This is a genomic window from Sorangium sp. So ce1335 (assembly GCF_051521615.1).
Classification (GTDB): Bacteria; Myxococcota_A; Polyangia; order Polyangiales; family Polyangiaceae; genus Sorangium.
On sequence record NZ_CP150363.1, the window covers coordinates 1659556 to 1674643 of the forward strand.

At 74.4% G+C, this 15088-nt stretch carries 15 protein-coding genes; 2 read left to right on the top strand and 13 right to left on the bottom strand.

What is annotated here, in order from left to right; genetic code table 11:
- Positions 1 to 20: 20 nt before the first annotated feature.
- The gene (gene recN, locus WMF24_RS06060) at positions 21 to 1718 is read left to right on the top strand and encodes a DNA repair protein RecN (protein ID WP_437735399.1); all 1698 of its coding nucleotides are present in this window, start codon (positions 21 to 23) and stop codon (positions 1716 to 1718) included.
- 170 nt (positions 1719 to 1888) lie between these two features.
- Here recN and WMF24_RS06065 read toward each other — a convergent pair whose 3' ends face one another.
- The 3 genes from WMF24_RS06065 to WMF24_RS06075 form a co-directional block, all read right to left on the bottom strand.
- Positions 1889 to 3421 carry an FAD-dependent thymidylate synthase gene (locus WMF24_RS06065; protein ID WP_437735400.1) on the bottom strand — a complete coding sequence of 511 codons (1533 nt, stop codon included), beginning with the start codon at positions 3419 to 3421 and terminating at the stop codon, positions 1889 to 1891.
- A gap of 174 nt (positions 3422 to 3595) precedes the next feature.
- Positions 3596 to 4414, bottom strand: a complete 819-nt coding sequence (gene map, locus WMF24_RS06070) for a type I methionyl aminopeptidase (protein ID WP_437735401.1) — start codon at positions 4412 to 4414, stop codon at positions 3596 to 3598.
- A complete protein-coding gene (locus WMF24_RS06075; protein ID WP_437735402.1) occupies positions 4411 to 5004 on the bottom strand; it encodes a cobalamin ABC transporter substrate-binding protein in 594 nt (197 codons plus the stop codon). The genes map and WMF24_RS06075 overlap by 4 nt, the downstream gene beginning before the upstream one ends.
- Positions 5005 to 5411: 407 nt before the next feature.
- Here WMF24_RS06075 and WMF24_RS06080 point away from each other — a divergent pair, with 407 nt between their 5' ends.
- Complete coding sequence (locus tag WMF24_RS06080; protein ID WP_437735403.1) at positions 5412 to 6251, top strand: hypothetical protein; 840 nt, start codon at positions 5412 to 5414, stop codon at positions 6249 to 6251.
- Between the two features lie 234 nt (positions 6252 to 6485).
- Here WMF24_RS06080 and WMF24_RS06085 read toward each other — a convergent pair whose 3' ends face one another.
- The 10 genes from WMF24_RS06085 to WMF24_RS06130 all read right to left on the bottom strand — a co-directional run bounded on the left by WMF24_RS06085 (position 6486) and on the right by WMF24_RS06130 (position 14082).
- Positions 6486 to 6752, bottom strand: a complete 267-nt coding sequence (locus WMF24_RS06085; RefSeq protein WP_437735404.1) for a NifU family protein — start codon at positions 6750 to 6752, stop codon at positions 6486 to 6488.
- A gap of 171 nt (positions 6753 to 6923) precedes the next feature.
- Entirely contained in the window at positions 6924 to 7805 is an 882-nt protein-coding gene (locus WMF24_RS06090) for a hypothetical protein (RefSeq protein ID WP_437735405.1), read from the bottom strand.
- A 53-nt stretch (positions 7806 to 7858) separates the two neighbouring features.
- Positions 7859 to 9190 carry a hypothetical protein gene (locus WMF24_RS06095; RefSeq protein ID WP_437735406.1) on the bottom strand — a complete coding sequence of 444 codons (1332 nt, stop codon included), beginning with the start codon at positions 9188 to 9190 and terminating at the stop codon, positions 7859 to 7861.
- Complete coding sequence (locus tag WMF24_RS06100; RefSeq protein ID WP_437735407.1) at positions 9187 to 10104, bottom strand: hypothetical protein; 918 nt, start codon at positions 10102 to 10104, stop codon at positions 9187 to 9189. Before WMF24_RS06100 ends, WMF24_RS06095 begins: the two co-directional genes overlap by 4 nt.
- A gap of 102 nt (positions 10105 to 10206) precedes the next feature.
- Positions 10207 to 10689 (bottom strand): serine/threonine protein kinase, encoded by a 483-nt coding sequence (locus WMF24_RS06105; RefSeq protein WP_437735408.1) that lies wholly within the window; start codon positions 10687 to 10689, stop codon positions 10207 to 10209.
- Positions 10690 to 10703: 14 nt separating this feature from the next.
- Positions 10704 to 11705: a DUF4349 domain-containing protein gene (locus WMF24_RS06110; RefSeq protein ID WP_437735409.1), complete on the bottom strand. Its 1002-nt coding sequence runs from the start codon at positions 11703 to 11705 to the stop codon at positions 10704 to 10706.
- Between the two features lie 172 nt (positions 11706 to 11877).
- Positions 11878 to 12453 carry a CDP-alcohol phosphatidyltransferase family protein gene (locus WMF24_RS06115; protein WP_437735410.1) on the bottom strand — a complete coding sequence of 192 codons (576 nt, stop codon included), beginning with the start codon at positions 12451 to 12453 and terminating at the stop codon, positions 11878 to 11880.
- 135 nt (positions 12454 to 12588) lie between these two features.
- Complete coding sequence (locus tag WMF24_RS06120) at positions 12589 to 13023, bottom strand: universal stress protein (RefSeq protein ID WP_437735411.1); 435 nt, start codon at positions 13021 to 13023, stop codon at positions 12589 to 12591.
- A 349-nt stretch (positions 13024 to 13372) separates the two neighbouring features.
- Positions 13373 to 13708, bottom strand: a complete 336-nt coding sequence (locus WMF24_RS06125) for a DUF4398 domain-containing protein (RefSeq protein WP_437735412.1) — start codon at positions 13706 to 13708, stop codon at positions 13373 to 13375.
- An 8-nt stretch (positions 13709 to 13716) separates the two neighbouring features.
- Entirely contained in the window at positions 13717 to 14082 is a 366-nt protein-coding gene (locus WMF24_RS06130; protein ID WP_437735413.1) for a DUF4398 domain-containing protein, read from the bottom strand.
- Positions 14083 to 15088: the final 1006 nt, after the last annotated feature.

Below are 15088 nucleotides of genomic sequence, written 5' to 3' on the forward strand. Positions count from 1 at the left end.
CTTCCTATCCTCCCGCCGCTGTGCTGGTCGCCCTTCGGGTCAAGAACTTCATTCTGATGGATGCCCTCGAGCTCCGGCTCGAGCCCGGGTTCAACGTCCTCACCGGCGAGACGGGCGCGGGCAAGTCGATCGTCGTGGGCGCGCTCTCGCTGGTCCTCGGCGGCCGCGCGAGCGCCGAGCAGATCCGCCCCGGCGCCGACGAGGCCGAGATCGAGGCGCTGTTCGACGTGCGCAGCTCCGATCGCGCGATGGCGATGCTCGACGCCGCGGGCATCGCGAGCGGCGGCGAGCTCGTGGTCCGCCGCGTCGTCCAGGCGACGGGCCGCTCGCGCGCGTACCTGAACGGCCGCCTCTGCACCGCGGGCGAGCTCCAGGCGCTCGCCCCGGAGCTCGCCGACGTCGCCTCGCAGCACGAGAGCGTCGCGCTCACCGACCCGTCGACGCACCTCGGCTACCTCGATCGCTTCGGCCGCCTCGTCCCGGCGCGCAGCGAGCTCGCGGCCGACGTCGCCGAGCTCGAGGCCATCTCCGCCGAGCTCCGCGCCGCCCGCGAGCGCGAGCGCGGCCGCGGCGAGCGCGAGGCGTTCCTCGCCTTCCAGCTCCAGGCCATCGACGCGCTGTCGCCGCGCCCCGGCGAGCTCGCCGATCTCGCCGCCGAGCGCAACCGGCTGCGGCACGCGGGCCGGCTGCACGACATCACGCGGCGCGCGGCCTCCCGCCTCGACCAGGGCGACGACGCCATGTGCGACGAGCTCGCGCGCCTCGCCTCCGAGCTCCAGGCCGCCGCCGAGATCGACCCCGCCCTCGACCCCGTCGCCCGCGCCGTCGACGCCTGCTGGACGGAGCTCAGCGAGGCCGCCCGCCAGATCGCCCGCTACGCCGAGCGCGCCGAGGCCGATCCCGATCGCCTCTCCGAGATCGAGGATCGCATGTACCGCCTCGAGGGCCTGCTCCGGCAGCACGGCCCCACGATCGAGGACGTGCTCGCCGCGCGCGCGCGCCTCGCCGCCGAGCTGGAGCAGCTCTCGGGGGTCGAGAGCCACGTCGCGGAGCTCGAGCGGCGGCGCGACGCCCTGCTCGCCGTCGCCGCCGAGCGCGCCCGCAAGCTCTCGGCGAAGCGGCGCAAGGCCGGCGAGAAGCTCGGCGCCGCGATCTCCGCGGAGCTCGCCGACCTCGGGATGGGCGGCGCGCGGGTGGTCGTGGACATCGAGCCGCACGGCGGCGACCGCGCCGAGCTCGTCGTCGACGGCGCCCGCCTCGGCCAGGACGGCATCGACCGCGTCGAGTTCCTCATCTCGCCCAACAAGGGCATCGAGCCGCGCCCGCTGCGCCGCATCGCCTCGGGCGGCGAGCTGTCGCGCGCCCTGCTCGCCCTGAAGCGCGTGCTCGCGGAGTGCGGCCCCGCCGGGCTCTACGTCTTCGACGAGGTCGACAGCGGCGTCGGCGGCGCCGTCGCCGACAAGATCGGGCGCGCGATCGGCGACGTCGCGCGCCACCACCAGGTGCTCTGCATCACGCACCTCGCGCCCATCGCCGCGTTCGCCGACGCGCACTTCGTCGTCGCCAAGGAGAACGCGGGCGGCATCGCGAAGAGCTCGGTCACGCGCGTCGACAAGAAGGACCGCATCGCCGAGGTGGCGCGCATGCTGTCGGGCGCGAAGGTCACCGGCGCGTCGCTCAAGGCCGCGACGGAGCTCATCGAAGCAGCGCGCCTCTAGAGCACCGGACACGTTGATCGAGCGAGAAGTGAACCGCCAAGGCGCCACAAGACGCCAAGATTTTTGTGTTTTCTTGGCGTCCTTGGCGCCTTGGCGGTTCCAAATTCTGCTCTTTCGAGCGGCTTCGACCCGTTGGTCGTTCTAGCTAGAGCGGCGGTGCCCGGCGCGTGTCAGCTGCGCGCGAGCGCGTAGTCGTTCAGGTCGACGCGGATCATGTCCTTGAGCCACGGGTGCACCGTGATCGCGGTGCGGTAGAGCCCCTGGGCGATGCGCCGGTAGCTCGTGTGCCCCTGCTTCGCCGAGCGGAGCTCGATCACGTGGAAGAGCTCGCGCAGGTTCAGCGTCCACAGCGTCCTCACGCGGAAGCCGAGCGGCACGGCGTACTGCGCCTCGAGCGGGTAGCGCTCCTCCATCGCGTGCCAGGCGTCGCGCGCGGCGAGCATCGCGTCCTGGTAGGCCTCGGCGTGGCCGAGCTCCAGGAGCGCCTGCGGCGTCTCGAAGCCGAGCCGGCAGGTGAGCCGCTGCGTCGCGGGCGTCAGCATCCGGTGGCGCTGCAGGTCGCGGTACGCGCCGTAGTCGAGCATCAGCTCGAAGGTCATCGTCGACGCCTCGAACGCGCGCGGCGGCGCGTCGTACGGCCCGCGCTTCGCGCACGCCGCCTGCGCGATGGCGATGAGCTCCGGCAGCGTCGCGCGGCGGAGCGCGTCGCCGAGGTTGTAGGCGTGCACGCCCGGATCGCTGCCCTCGTACGCGAGGGCCAGCGCGATCCGCTCCAGGGCGTCCTTGTCGTAGCGCACCAGCCGGACGGGCTGGTTGATCACCATCGTCGCGCTGACGCCCTCCTCCGGCGGCGTGTAGACGCGCTCCATCGCCGCGCCGACGGTGGCCTGCAGCTCCCTCCGCAGCTCGTTCGGCGCGGCGTACTTCACGAGCGTCGGGGTCACGGCGAGCGCCGCCGCGTGCATGTCGCGGGCGACCCTGCGCACCTCCTCGAGCGGGTGCGACATCATCTTGGTGAGCAGGATCTCGAGCGCCCTCGCGTTCGCCGTGAGGCCGATGTTCGTCCGCGTCCCCGCCGGCAGGAGGCCGCGCAGCAGATCGCACGCCTGCGCGCGCAGCGCCGCCTTGTAGGCGCCCTCCGACATCTTCTCGGGCTTCGGCTCGCGCGCGCTCAGCCGCTCGGTCACCTTCGGGACCAGGTCGAGGTAGGCCGCGAAGAGCCGCTCGCAGGACGCCCGGTACCGCGCGGCGTGCTCCCCCTCGATCTCCGGCAGATCGACGAACGCGTGCTGATCGAACACCACGTAGCGCGTGCTCTTCTCCGTGTACGAGCCGAGCCGCAGGTCCTCGATCACCTTGGACGCGACGATGCTCACGTTCTCGATCGCGAGGTGCACGACCGCGTGCTCCGCGACCGACGCGTGGCCGTAGCCGACGACCCACTTCTCGTGGAAGCTCCGCGCCTTGTCCGACGCGAACGCGAGCCCGCGCTGCGGCCGGCCGTCGGCCCCCGGGGCCACGTCGAGCTCCTCGTCGCCGAGCAGGCGCGCGAGGTTGGTCCGCAGGTCATCGCGGCTGCGCGAGTAGTACGCGAACAGCACGGCGATGACCTCCTCGGGCAGACCCGACAGCGAGAAGACGTCGGCCGTCAGGCTCGACACATACGGCGCGATACGGGCACGCGACGCTTCGTCCAAGGCCATGCCTGCTTCTACCCCCAATCCCGCGCCGAACGGTCGACAAAACTCCGTTCCGATCGTCGTCACGGGCCGCCTCGCCCCTGGCCACGGCCGGCCGTCTCGCCCGGCGCGGCGGCGCGCTCGCGCGGCGGCGCGCTCGCCCGGCGCCGCGCGCTCACCCGGTGGACGCGCCGCGCGTCAGAGCGCCCGCGCCGCGGAGACGGCGAACGGATCGGCGAAGATCTCGCTGTTCGCGAGCGGCTTGCTCCGCCGGGTCAGCACCTCGCAGCCGGTCTTCGTGACGACGATCGTGTGCTCGAACTGCGCCGACAGCGAGCGATCGGCCGTCAGCGCGGTCCACTTGTCTTCCTGGATCTCGACCTCGTAGGTCCCGAGGTTGATCATCGGCTCGATCGTGAAGCACATGCCGGCGCGGAGCCGGGCGCCGCTGCCGTACTTGCCGACGTGCGAGACCTGCGGCGCCTCGTGGAAGCGCCGCCCGATGCCGTGGCCGACGAAGGCCCGCACCACCGAGCAGCCCTCGGCCTCGGCGAACTCCTGGATCGCGGCCCCGATGTCCCCGAGCCGCGCCCCGTCCCGGACCTGGGCGATGCCGAGCTGCAGGCTGCGCCGCGACACCTCGGTCACGTGCTTCGCCTCCGGCGACGGCTTGCCGATGTAGAAGGTCGCCGACGTGTCCCCGTAGAAGCCGTTGTAGATCGTGGTGACGTCCACGTTGATGATGTCGCCCGGCTCGAGGACGCGGTCGCACGGGATCCCGTGGCAGACCACCTCGTTGATCGAGGTGCAGACGCTCTTCGGGAACCCGTGGTAGTTCAGCGGCGCCGGGTAGCCGCCGCGGCGCAGCGTGTCCTCGTGGACGAAGGTGTTGATGTCCTCGGTGGTGATGCCGGCGCGGATCATCTCGCCGACGCCGAGGAGCGTCTCCGCCGCCATCTGGCAGGCGACACGGAGGGCGTCGACTTCCTTGACCGTCTTGATGCTCACATTGCTCACGGCGCAGACAGCTCCCCGAGGACGACGGCCTCCTTGACGGCCGCGGTGACCTCCGCTGTATCAGGTGAAAGGTGCCAGTGGAACTCCGGCTCGCCTGCCTCGCTGGCGAAGCGCCGGAGGAAGGCGATGAAGGTGAGCCCGCGGAGCCGCGCGTCAACCGCCTTCGCGACGCCGAACGCGCGGCTCGTCGGGCGGATGTGGAGCTCGAACGCCCGGTCGGGCAGCCGGGGCGTGGCCAGCGGGGCGTCGATGACCTGGACCGCGAGGTGGTAGGAGCTCTGGTCGCCGATCGAGTCGACCGTCACCGTGCTCACGCGGACCCGCGCGACAACGTCGGCGGTCTGCGCCCGCTCCCGGAGGAACGGGTCGGACCTCGGCGACGGCCCGTCGAGCGAGAAGCCCACGGCCGCGGGCTCGATGTTGTCGTCGAAGACCTCGGGCGCGTGCCCCTCCCAGATCGGCAGGCCGTCGAGCGAATCGGCGGACATCGCGGGGCGCTCCTGATCGGCGACGCAGCCGCCGACGGGGCCGGTGGTCGCCAGCACGGCGAGCGCGAGGCGCAGGGGAGCAACACCGGCGGCGGAAATCATCCCTGGGGCGGGAGCTCGTAGCACGTCGGCCGGGTCCTGTCAGGACCTGACCCACATCGGTGACATGCGCTGTCGAGGCCGGTTTGTCCCGCGCCGTCGCCCGTCGACGCGCTCCTCGCTCCTGTGCGCCCACATTCACCCTTGTCGCCCTCCCCGCGCGCCCACGCGCCCTGCGCTCGCGTCCCGCGCTGCCGGCGCGCTCCGGCGCCCCACCTGCGCAGCGATCCATCGATCCGGACGAGCGATCGTCCAACGGGCCGACGTGGGGTCGACCCCGTTCGGTGCGGGGATCCTATTCTCCTGTCCTACCGCCGGTGCTAGCGTTTGCGGGCTTGCCGGGCGGGGCGTCCTAACTTTTGCGATTTGCAGAGCGCAGGGACAGGGCCTGCGCCGGCTGGAGGAAGAACATGAAAGCGAAGAGGCTCCTGGGAGCGGGGTTGGCCGTGGGGCTGGGCCTTGCGGCGATCACGAGCACTGCCGTGGTGGCTGCCCAGCCGAAGGGGGGCAAGGCCGCTGCGGCCCCCGCCCGGCCCGCCGAGCCGCCGGTGACGAAGAAGACGATCGCGCTGACCCCTCGAGGCATCCAGTGGGGGATGAGCACCAAGCAGGTCGCGGCGGTCATCGACAAGATGCTCGATGAGGCCTACGTGCCGCGGTACAAGGCGACCTCGCCCGGCGTGAAGATGAGGGCGCTCGACGCCGAGCTCGCCGAGGAGAAGAGCGCGTTCCGCCGCAGCCGCATCGATTTCGGCAAGCTGCCGACCGGCATGGACGCGACGCCGCTCAAGGGCGAGTACACCTACCTCAACAAGGAGTCGGTGATGACGCTGACCCGCGACGGCGGGAAGCGGTACTTCTTCTTCATCCAGGACAAGCTCTGGAAGATCATCGACGAGCACGCGCTGGGCGAGGGAAATCCGCGCGGCAAGGACTATCCGTCCGCCGTCACGAAGCTCGCGGCGGCGTTCGGGGTGCCTGGTCGCGTGACGCCGCCCGACCCCGAGAAGGGCCGCTACGTCACCGAGGTCGACTGGAAGGACGCGGCCACGCACTTCCGCGTGATCGAGCGGGGCGAGGCCGAGATCGCCTTCGCCTACGAGGATCTCGTGACGCTGAGCAGCCTCGACTCGCTCCGCCCCAACAAGCCCGTCGACGCGAACGCCATCGACCCCTCCGTCGCCTCCGCCATCCGCAAGGAAGAGCCGTCCCCCGCTCCCCCGTCCGACAAGGCAGGCAAGAAGAAGTAGCCCGCCGCTCCCGCGACCGCGAGGAGCAGCCCACCGCTCAAAACCCCGACCGAGCCGCCCCAGGCGGCTCGGCTCTCTCCTCACCCAGGCGTTCCCGAGCGGGGCGCACCCGCACAGGAGACGGGCCCAGATCGGCGTTCTCGGCGCACAGGCGTGCTCCAGCACGCCGAGCACCGAAAACGTCGAGATGGGCCCGTATCCGCAGCGGGTGCGCCCCGCTCAGGTGCGCCCCGCTCACTGGACGGGGGAGGCGCCGTCGGGGACCCGCATGCCGTTCGTGACCACGACCCGCGCCGACGGCGCGACCGCGAGCACCGCCGGCTCGATCACCGCGCGTGCGGTGAGCATGGCCCCTGGGCAGCCCGAGCACGCGCCGGCCAGGTGGAGCGTCAGGTGGTCGGGCTCGACGGCCACGATGTAGAGCTCGCCGCCGTCGGCGCGCACGAGCGGCGCGATGACCTCGCGGCAGACCTTGAGAAGCTGATCGATGGAAGCCGGCATGGGGGTGAGCTCGGCAGGGCGAGCCAGGGATGGCAGCCTAGCACGGCCTCGCCCGATCGGGCGATTGCCCCGCCGCCGCGCACCGCGGGGCGAGCTCCGGGAGACCGCTGGCGCGCCCGGCGCTCGCTCGCGGCGCGCCTCGCGCTCGGGGGGCGCGCCCGGCGCGCTCGCTCAGAGCGTGGACACGAGCGCCGCGACGCCCGCGTCCGCCGCGAGCTCCGGCGTGCGCTGCGCGGCGACGCCGAAGGTGCGACCGGCGATCTCGACCGTGCCGCTCCACGGACCCGAGGCGGTCTTCGCCGGCAGATCCAGCTTCTCGAGCGCCTCGGCGTTGACGTCGGGCGTCACCGGTCCGCCGTACGCCTTCGCGCCCTTCCACACGAAGACGTAGAGCAGCGGCGTCGACTTCAGCCCGTCGCGCTTGGTGATCTCGGCGATGTCGCGGTTGGCCGCCTCCTGCAACCGGTACGCGTAGGCGCGGAACGACCAGCCCGTGACGAACAGGCCCTTGAGCTCGCCGCCGCTCGACCGGACCGGGTGCGCGGCGACCCACTGGAGATCCGGCCCGTTCCTCACGCCGCGCATCTCCTGCATCTCGCCGAAGGCCTCGACGACCCCGCTGTTCGGCTCGAGCACCTTCCTGAGCTCGGGGAACGAGGCCAGGACGGACCGGTTCGCGAGCATGTCCGGATCGGCCTCGCTGCGCAGCACCGTGCCGCTCGGGTCGGCGAACGAGAAGAAGGTGCCCTTCGCGAACTCGAGCTCCTTCACCGAGGCGCGCGCGCCGGCGATCGCGCGCTGGAGCCCGCGCAGGTCCGCGCCCGGGTCGGTGTCCACGAGCGACGCGAGCTTCTGCGAGCCCGGCGGCAGGCCCGTGCGCACCTGGCGGACGTCCTCCGCGACGACGGGCGCGAGCTTGGCGCAGAGCTCCGCGGCGTGCTTCTGCGACGCCTTGCCGTCCTCCTCGCACGCGCCCGCGAGGGTGGCGGCCAGGGCGCAGGCGAGCACGAGCGGCTTGCTTTCGCTACGAGCGAGGGTTGAAGAGCGCATCATCGAGAACGACTCTCCAAGGGGAGCGGAGTTCCATCGGCCGGGACCATCGCTCCTCAAAGGGTTTCGGGGGTTACAAACACGATCTCGACCCGGGCGTTGCGGGCGCGCTCGCTGCCGGACGGGTCGACGACCGGGGCCGCGGAGCCTGCGAGGAACGGCGCGATGGGCTGGCTGGCCGGGGAGGCGCCCGCGCCTTGCGCCGGGGCGAGGGCGCGGACGACGGCCTCGGCCCGCGCCGTCCACGCGGGCTCTTCCCTGGCGCTGACGTCCCTGTCCGTGTGCACGACGACGGCGACGGGGAACGAGGGGTGCGCTGCGGCCACCCGCGCGAGCTCGCGGAGGCGCGCCTCGCCGGCCTTGCTGAGGGCGTTGCCCGCGAACAGCCCGCGCAGCGTGATCACGATGCCGCGGTCGTCGCGGACGGGCGACCAGGTGCCCGCGGCCGAGAGCTCGGCGAGCAGGGCATCGCCGACGCCGGGCGCGCGGGTCACCGGCGTGGCGGCGCGGCGCGCCGCGGTCAGCGCCGCGAGGCAGCCCGCCCGCGCGCGGGAGGCCTGGTCGATCGGCGCCGGGATGGCGCGGGCGGAGCCGACCGTCTCCGCGAGATCCGCGTCGAGCTTCTTGATCGCGGCGGTCGCCTCGTCGAGCTGCGCCACGAGCGCCGCGTTGCCGGGCTGCGCGTTGCCGGGCTGCGCATTGCCGGGCTGCGCGCCGGGGGGCTGCGCGTTGCCGGGCTGCGCGCCGGCGGGCTGCGCGCCGGGGGGCTGCGTGTCACCAGCCTGCGCGCCGGGGGGCCGCGTGTCGCCAGCCTGCGCGTCGGCGGGCTGCGCCGGCGCGATCAGGAGGCGCGCCGCGCCGCACAGCAGGCGGGCCTGGAGCGCGAGCGAGCGCGCCGCGGCGAGGCGAGCCTTCTCGCGATCGGGGTCGGCCTTGCCCGAGGGGACCACGGGCTGCGCGTCCCGGGCGACCTTGATCCGCATGTCGAGCGCGTCGACCTCGGCCGCGACGCGCGCCTGCTCGGCATCGAGGCCCGCGAGGGACGCCTCGCCGGTCGCGCTCTGCGCCTTCGCCTCGGCCTCGGCCGCCTCGGCCCGGGCCACCCGGGAGAGCGCGTGCGCGTGCGCGTGCGCGGCGACGGCCTGCTCGCCGAGGATCTGGGCCCCGGACTGATCCTTCCGATCGAGCGCGGCGAGCGCCTCGGCGCGCAGCTTCTCCGCCCGCGCGAACGCGCCCGGCGCGTGCCGCTTCGACTCGGCCGCAGCCGCCCCGGCGCGGACGTGATCGAGCTCGTCGAGCACCGCGGGCCGCGGGATCGGCGCGCACGCGGCGACGAGCGCTCCCAGCGCCCCCAGCGCGGCGACGGAAGCGAGGCGGCGCGCGCTCACGGCGTGCCCTCCTTGCCGGCCGGCGCCGTCTTGCCGGCGCCCTTGCTCCCGGCGCCCTGCGCGGCGGCGGCCGCCTGCCCTGGCGCCGCCTTCCGCGACGGGGCCTTCTTGCTGGCCTCGATCCGCTGCGCTTCCACGCTCGTCGCCGCCCTTGTCGCCTCGCGCGCCTCGGCCTCTATCCGCTCCAGCTCCGCCGCGGCGCGGCCTCGCCGCGCCTGCGTCTCTTCCAGCAGCGCGCGCGCCCGCTCGAGCTTCGTCTCGACCTCGCGCGCCCGCCTGGCCGCCTCGACCGCCGCCGCCTCCGCCGCGGCGGCGCGCAGCAGCGTCCTCGCCGTCTCCGCCCACTCCAGGGCCAGCGCGTCGAGCCTCCGCGCGTTCGTCGCGTCGCCCGTCGCGCGCGCGCCGTGCGCGCGCTGGAGCGCCTGCTTCGCCTGCGCCACCGGCTCGGCCACGACCTTCGCGGCGCTCCCCGACGGCGCTCTCGCCTCGCCGGCGGGGGCCTCGGCGGCGGTCCTGTCGCCCGCGGCGGCGGCCTTGTCGCCCGCGGCGGCGGTCCTGTCGCCCGCGGCGGCGGCCTTGTCGCCCGCGGCGGCGGCCTTGTCGCCCGTGGCGGCGGTCCTGTCGCCCGCGGCGGCGGCCTTGTCGCCCGCGGCGGCGGCCTTGTCGCCCGTGGCGGCGGTCCTGTCGCCCGCGGCGGGCGACGGCGCTTGCGCGGCGCGCGCCTCGATCTCCCGGAGGATCTGCATCGCCCTCGCGCCGTCGCCGGGCGGCGGCGCGGGCACCGCGGCGAGCGGCCGCTCGCCCTCGCCGTGCGCCAGGGCAGCGCCGCTGCCGAGCGATGCCGCCAGGGCGAGGAGCAGCGCGCAGGGCGACCGGCGTCGCCGCGCGTCGCGGAGCATGGGGCGGGAACGCACGTCCGCCAGGTAGCAAACAGGGCTTCCGCGAGCAAGCGCGGCGGCCTTCGGCCGCCGGCGCCGCGCGGCCGGCCGCGGCGCCGCGCGCGGCCACGGCGCGCGTCACTCGGGGAGGAAGTTGCGGACGGCCCAGTCGATCTGCTGCTGATGCCGCTCGACGAGCTCCTTCCTTCCGCCCGCCTCGTGGAGGAAGACGCGATCGTCGTTGACGAAGACGGTGAGGTAATAAAGGTGCGCCTCCTTGCCCTCGTCGTGCCCGAAGCGCAGCTGGACGCCCGGCAGGCCATCGCGGCTCTTCACGTCGGCCTTGCCGAGCAGCGCGTAGCCGCCGCCCTCCCGCAGCCGCTTCTCGATCACGCGGGACCAGAAGGCGAGGTCGCCCTCCGGATCGTTCTCGAAGGCGCGGATCCCGATCACCACCCCCTCGGCGGTCGTCGCGCGGTACTCGTCGTCGCCGTAGCGATCGCCGAGGTCCACGAAGCCCGGCGGGGTCGCGGGCACGAAGGGCCGGCCGCAGCCGGGCAGCGCCGCCGCGAAGCCGAGCGCGGCGGCGAGGACGAAGGCGTGGCGGAGGGAGTGCATCATCGGAGGCGCCCAGGTCACAGGTTGAGGAGCCGCGAGAGGCCGAGCTCGTTGAGCCAGTCGATCGGGAGCCGCGGGCCCGACGGCGCGATCGCCTCCGTCGAGCGCGGCTGGAACGAGACGGTGAGCGTCGAGAACGCGATCCGGTCGCGCAGGTACTTGAGGCGCCCCTCCAGGCGCTCGAGCTCGCTCGTGACGCGCGCGAGCTCGCGCTCGAGCTGGATCGACTCCTCGACCTTCGTCGCCTTGTCGAGCAGCTTCTCCAGCCGATCGCGGACGGCCCTCGCGTTGCGGATGCGGACCCCGAGGTCGAGGAACTCCTCGGTGACGTCCTCCGCGACCACGTTGCGCTGGAGCATGTCGCCGAGCCCCTCGAGGCGCTTCAGCGCCTCGTCGAACCGGGCGGCGGGGACGCGGATCGTGATCGCCTGGTCGTCGCGGCGGGCGAGGAAGCCGCCGAGCTCCTGCGCGAGCGCCTCGACCTTGCCGAGCGACGCGCTCACCTCGAACACCGCCATCGCGATCTGCGCCGTGTAGACGAGGAGCGGCGCGGGCGATGCGCTCGTCCTCACCGCGGCGGCGCCCTGCGGGGCCGCGGCGGCGCCCTGCGGGGACGCGCCGGCCTGCGCCGTCGCGGCGACGGCCTGGCCGGTCGGCGCCGGCCTGGCCGTCCCCGCGACCGGCGCGGTGGAGCCCGGCGCCGGCCGCGCGGTCGGCGGTGGCGACGCCGGGGAGGCCGCCGTCGCCGGCGGCACGGCCTTGGCGAGCTCCGCGGTGGTCACCGTCGTGTCGAGGCCGGCCGACGACGACTCGATGAACGACTCCTCGCGCGCGTCGCCGTCCGAGAGGGCGATCCTCGTCGTCGGATCCTGCGGCGGCATCCCCGTGGCCATGGCCGCCGGCGCGACCATCGGCACCGGCGCGCTCGCGGCGTCGCTCGCGCTGGAGCGGCTGGATGCGCAGGCGGAGGCGCCCGCGAGCAAGGCAAGGAGAGCCCAGGAGGGCAGCGTTCTTCGCATGGTTCCTCGGAGCGTGGAGCCGGTGACAGCCGCAGAACGCGCTGCCTCGATCGACCTTACACCAGGGCGCAGGCGGCGCGCCGCGCGGCCCGGCGCAGGCGGCGCGCCGCGCGGCCATCGTCCGCGCCGGACCGGCCGACCACCGCGCGCTGCCCTCGATCGACGCCCGGGCCTACGCGCCCGGCCCGGGCGGGGCCTCCGCCGCGCCGGGCGCGCGGCGGAGCTGGCGCACCCAGTACGAGATGCCCGCGGCGCCGCCCGCGCCCGCCGCCGCGGCGAGCATGGGAGCCAGCGCCGCGGGGAGCGCGATCGCGGCGAGGACCGCCGCGAACTGCACCGTCGTGGCGAGCTTGCCCGGGATGTTCGCGCTCGCCGTCGAGAGGCGCGCGCCGCGGAAGCGGCGGCTCATCGTGATCCAGAGCGCGAGCGGCAGCTCGAGGATCTCGCGGGCGAGCAGCGCCGGGATGCCCCACAGCGGGAGCACGCCGCCGTGCAGGAGCGTGCCGACCACCGCCAGGGCGAACACCTTGTCGGCGATCGGATCGACGATCGCGCCCATGCGGGTCACCTGACCGGAGCGGCGGGCCAGCCAGCCGTCCAGCACGTCGGTGATCCCGGCGCAGCACAGGACGGCGAGGGCGAGCCCCGGGTGCGTGGCCACGAACGGGAACAGCGCCGCGAGCGGCAGCCGGGCCAGGCTCATCAGGTTCGGCGGGAGCGCGAGATCGCGTGCAGACAGGGTCGGCATGGCGAGGTGTCCCTTGCGGCGCAGGTGCGCCGCAGCAGCCGGATGGTCCTGGCTCGCGTCGAGCGCGGCCGCGACGGCCGGCGCCCAGGCCGGCAGCAGCGCCGGCCTGGCCTGGGCGCCGGCCGTCGCGCCGGATCAGCCGGCCACGCGCACGGTGAGCACGGGGACGCTGCTCTTGCGGATCACCTTCTCGGCGACGCTCCCGAGGAACAGGTGCGAGATCCCCCGGCGGCCGTGCGTGCCCATGACGATCATCGCCGCCCGCTCGTCCTCGGCGGCCGCAAGGATCTCGTTCGCCGGGTCGCCGTCGCGCAGGAGCGCCCGGAGCCCCCCCGTCTGCGCGGAGAGCTGCTGGACGGCGCGCGACGCGGCGGCGCTCACCTCGGCGTGGAACCCGGGCATCAGCGCCGGCTCGAGCCCGGGGTACGTGTACACCGGGAGCTGGTAGACGTGCAGCAGCACGACCTCGCGCCCCAGCTTCGCGCCGAGGTCCTTCGCCAGCTCGATGGCCTTCAGCGAGGCCTCCTCGAAGTCGACGGGGACCAGAATCACGTTCGCGCCTGCCTTCATCGCGCTCTCCTCGCCCGCGGGACCGGGCGTCCCTTCGCTCGTCGCCCGCCCCCGGGATGCTCTCGCCGCCGGCGGAGGCGTGTCGCGCGCATCTTGGATCCAAACACCGGTCGATCCCAGGACAAACTGCGCCGCCAGGGCGCGGGGGGGACGCCCGGGGCGGTACGCCGCGCGCGGTGATTCGCCGTGTCCTGTCACGGCTCCGGCGGCGCGCGCGGTGATTCGCCGTGGTCCTGTCACGGCTCCGGCGGCGCGCGCGGCGATTCGCCGCGGTCCTGTCGCGGTTCCGGCGGCGCGCGCGGCGATTCGCCGTGTCCTGTCGCGGTTCCGGCGGCGCGCCTCGGAGCGGCTACGGCCTCCGCGCGGCGGTGCGCCGCGCGCGCTCGAGCGCGCTCTGGTTCGCGCGCACGAGCGACGAGAGCAGCGAGCACTGCGCCCGCCGCCGCGCGACGTAGGCCGCGTCGCGCGCGATGGCGGAGCGCGGGCGCTCGCGCTCCGCGCGCTCGGCCATCGCGAGCGCCTCCTCCGCCTGCCTCAGCTCGTCGATCGCGAGCGGCGAGAGCGGGCTCTCCTGCGCCTGCACGACGGCCGCGCGCGCCGTGAGCAGCTCGGGGGGCGGCGCGGCCGCGCTCCTCGCGCAGCCCGCGAGCGCGAGCGCCATCGCGAGGGGGGCCCCGGCGCGCATGCGGCCCACTATTTCTTCCCCTTCTTCGCCTCGGCGAGCGTGCTCGCCTGGTCCAGCGTGCGGCCCGCGGCGTCGCGCAGCCCCGCTTCCCTCACGAGGAGCGCCGCGAGCTCCGCGTCGACCTCGGCCCTCCGCAGCAGCCAGCGCGCGCCCTCCAGGTCGCCCACCGAGAGCCGCCGCCGCGCCTGCGCGAGCTCGCTCCTCGCCAGCGCGAGGTGCATGGCCGCGCGCCGGTCGGCGCTCGCGCCCTCCCGCTCGGCCGCGTGGATCGCCGCCCGGGCGCGGTCGAGCTCGGGCGGCGGCGCCGGCGATCGGAACGCGGCGCACCCGGCGAGCTCCAGACAGACGATCACGAGCGCGGTTCTGGCGAGCATTTGCGTGGATTCCCGGTCTCGCGGCGCGCCGGTGGAACCGTCGATCACGGCCGCGCGCCTGGAGCAGCGCAGTGCATCGGGCAGGCCAGCCTGGCCGGCGCCCTCCGTGCGCGGAAGCGGCGCCGCTCGGGCCCGGCCGCGGTCGCCCGCGCGCGCCGTGAAGCCCCGGCTCCACCGGGACCTGCCGTGATCGGGGCCTCCCGGCGTCGTGTGCCCCTGCTGGACGTGAACGCGCGTGTGCCGCCATCCCTGCGACGCTGCGCCTGAATCCGGGGCGCGCGCAGCTCGGAGCGCGGCGCCAGGCCTTCGGCCGTCCCGCTCCGCGAACGCGCCTCCACCGCCAGAACAACGACGATGAGCGAGCGAAAAATGAACCGCCAAGGCGCCGAGGACGCCAAGAAGAAGACAATGTCTTGGCGTCCTCGGCACCTTGGCGGTTCGCAGTTCTGCTCGTTTCAGGCGGGTTCAACCCGTTGTCGCTCCAGCCCGCCGCATCCCCCTCCGCGGCACGATCCACCGAGACCGCCGCCGACGCATGATCGCGCGCCCAACGCCCTCCGCCAGGTTCTTGCTCTTCGGGCATGTGGCGGCCGCGACGACCCAGGGAGCGCCTCTGCCTCGTTGCGCAGACTCGTTGCGCAAAGGATTGCGTTGTTGCGCATCGGATGACGGCAACTCCGGCCGCGCGCTCGCGCGCGTGCTCTTCCCATCGCGAGGCGGTGTCGCGGAGCTGGCAGCCATCACGGCAAGTTTCCACCAGGGCAACACGATCCGATCGACTGCCGCAGCGGCGCGTTGCTCGTCGGATCGCGCCAGGGACACGCAACGAACGGTCCGGGACAACGAGCGCGCCGCCAGGGACAAGCCGGAACGTCGAGCGCGACCGGCGGTCGCCTCGTCAGGGACGCGAAGACCGTTGTCAGGGACAGGGGGCGAGGCGCCAGGGACACGGGGCCCGTCGCCAGGGACAGGGAGCGAGGCGCCAGGGACACGTGGGCCGTCGCCA

Excerpts from the sequence above, each read along its gene's own strand:
- WMF24_RS06065 (WP_437735400.1), bottom strand. The coding sequence starts at position 3,421 with ATGGCCTTGGACGAAGCGTCGCGTGCCCGTATCGCGCCGTATGTGTCG.
- WMF24_RS06075 (WP_437735402.1), bottom strand. The coding sequence starts at position 5,004 with ATGATTTCCGCCGCCGGTGTTGCTCCCCTGCGCCTCGCGCTCGCCGTG.
- WMF24_RS06080 (WP_437735403.1), top strand. The coding sequence starts at position 5,412 with ATGAAAGCGAAGAGGCTCCTGGGAGCGGGGTTGGCCGTGGGGCTGGGC.
- WMF24_RS06085 (WP_437735404.1), bottom strand. The coding sequence starts at position 6,752 with ATGCCGGCTTCCATCGATCAGCTTCTCAAGGTCTGCCGCGAGGTCATC.
- WMF24_RS06090 (WP_437735405.1), bottom strand. The coding sequence starts at position 7,805 with ATGATGCGCTCTTCAACCCTCGCTCGTAGCGAAAGCAAGCCGCTCGTG.
- WMF24_RS06105 (WP_437735408.1), bottom strand. The coding sequence starts at position 10,689 with ATGATGCACTCCCTCCGCCACGCCTTCGTCCTCGCCGCCGCGCTCGGC.
- WMF24_RS06110 (WP_437735409.1), bottom strand. The coding sequence starts at position 11,705 with ATGCGAAGAACGCTGCCCTCCTGGGCTCTCCTTGCCTTGCTCGCGGGC.
- WMF24_RS06115 (WP_437735410.1), bottom strand. The coding sequence starts at position 12,453 with ATGCCGACCCTGTCTGCACGCGATCTCGCGCTCCCGCCGAACCTGATG.
- WMF24_RS06120 (WP_437735411.1), bottom strand. The coding sequence starts at position 13,023 with ATGAAGGCAGGCGCGAACGTGATTCTGGTCCCCGTCGACTTCGAGGAG.
- WMF24_RS06125 (WP_437735412.1), bottom strand. The coding sequence starts at position 13,708 with ATGCGCGCCGGGGCCCCCCTCGCGATGGCGCTCGCGCTCGCGGGCTGC.
- WMF24_RS06130 (WP_437735413.1), bottom strand. The coding sequence starts at position 14,082 with ATGCTCGCCAGAACCGCGCTCGTGATCGTCTGTCTGGAGCTCGCCGGG.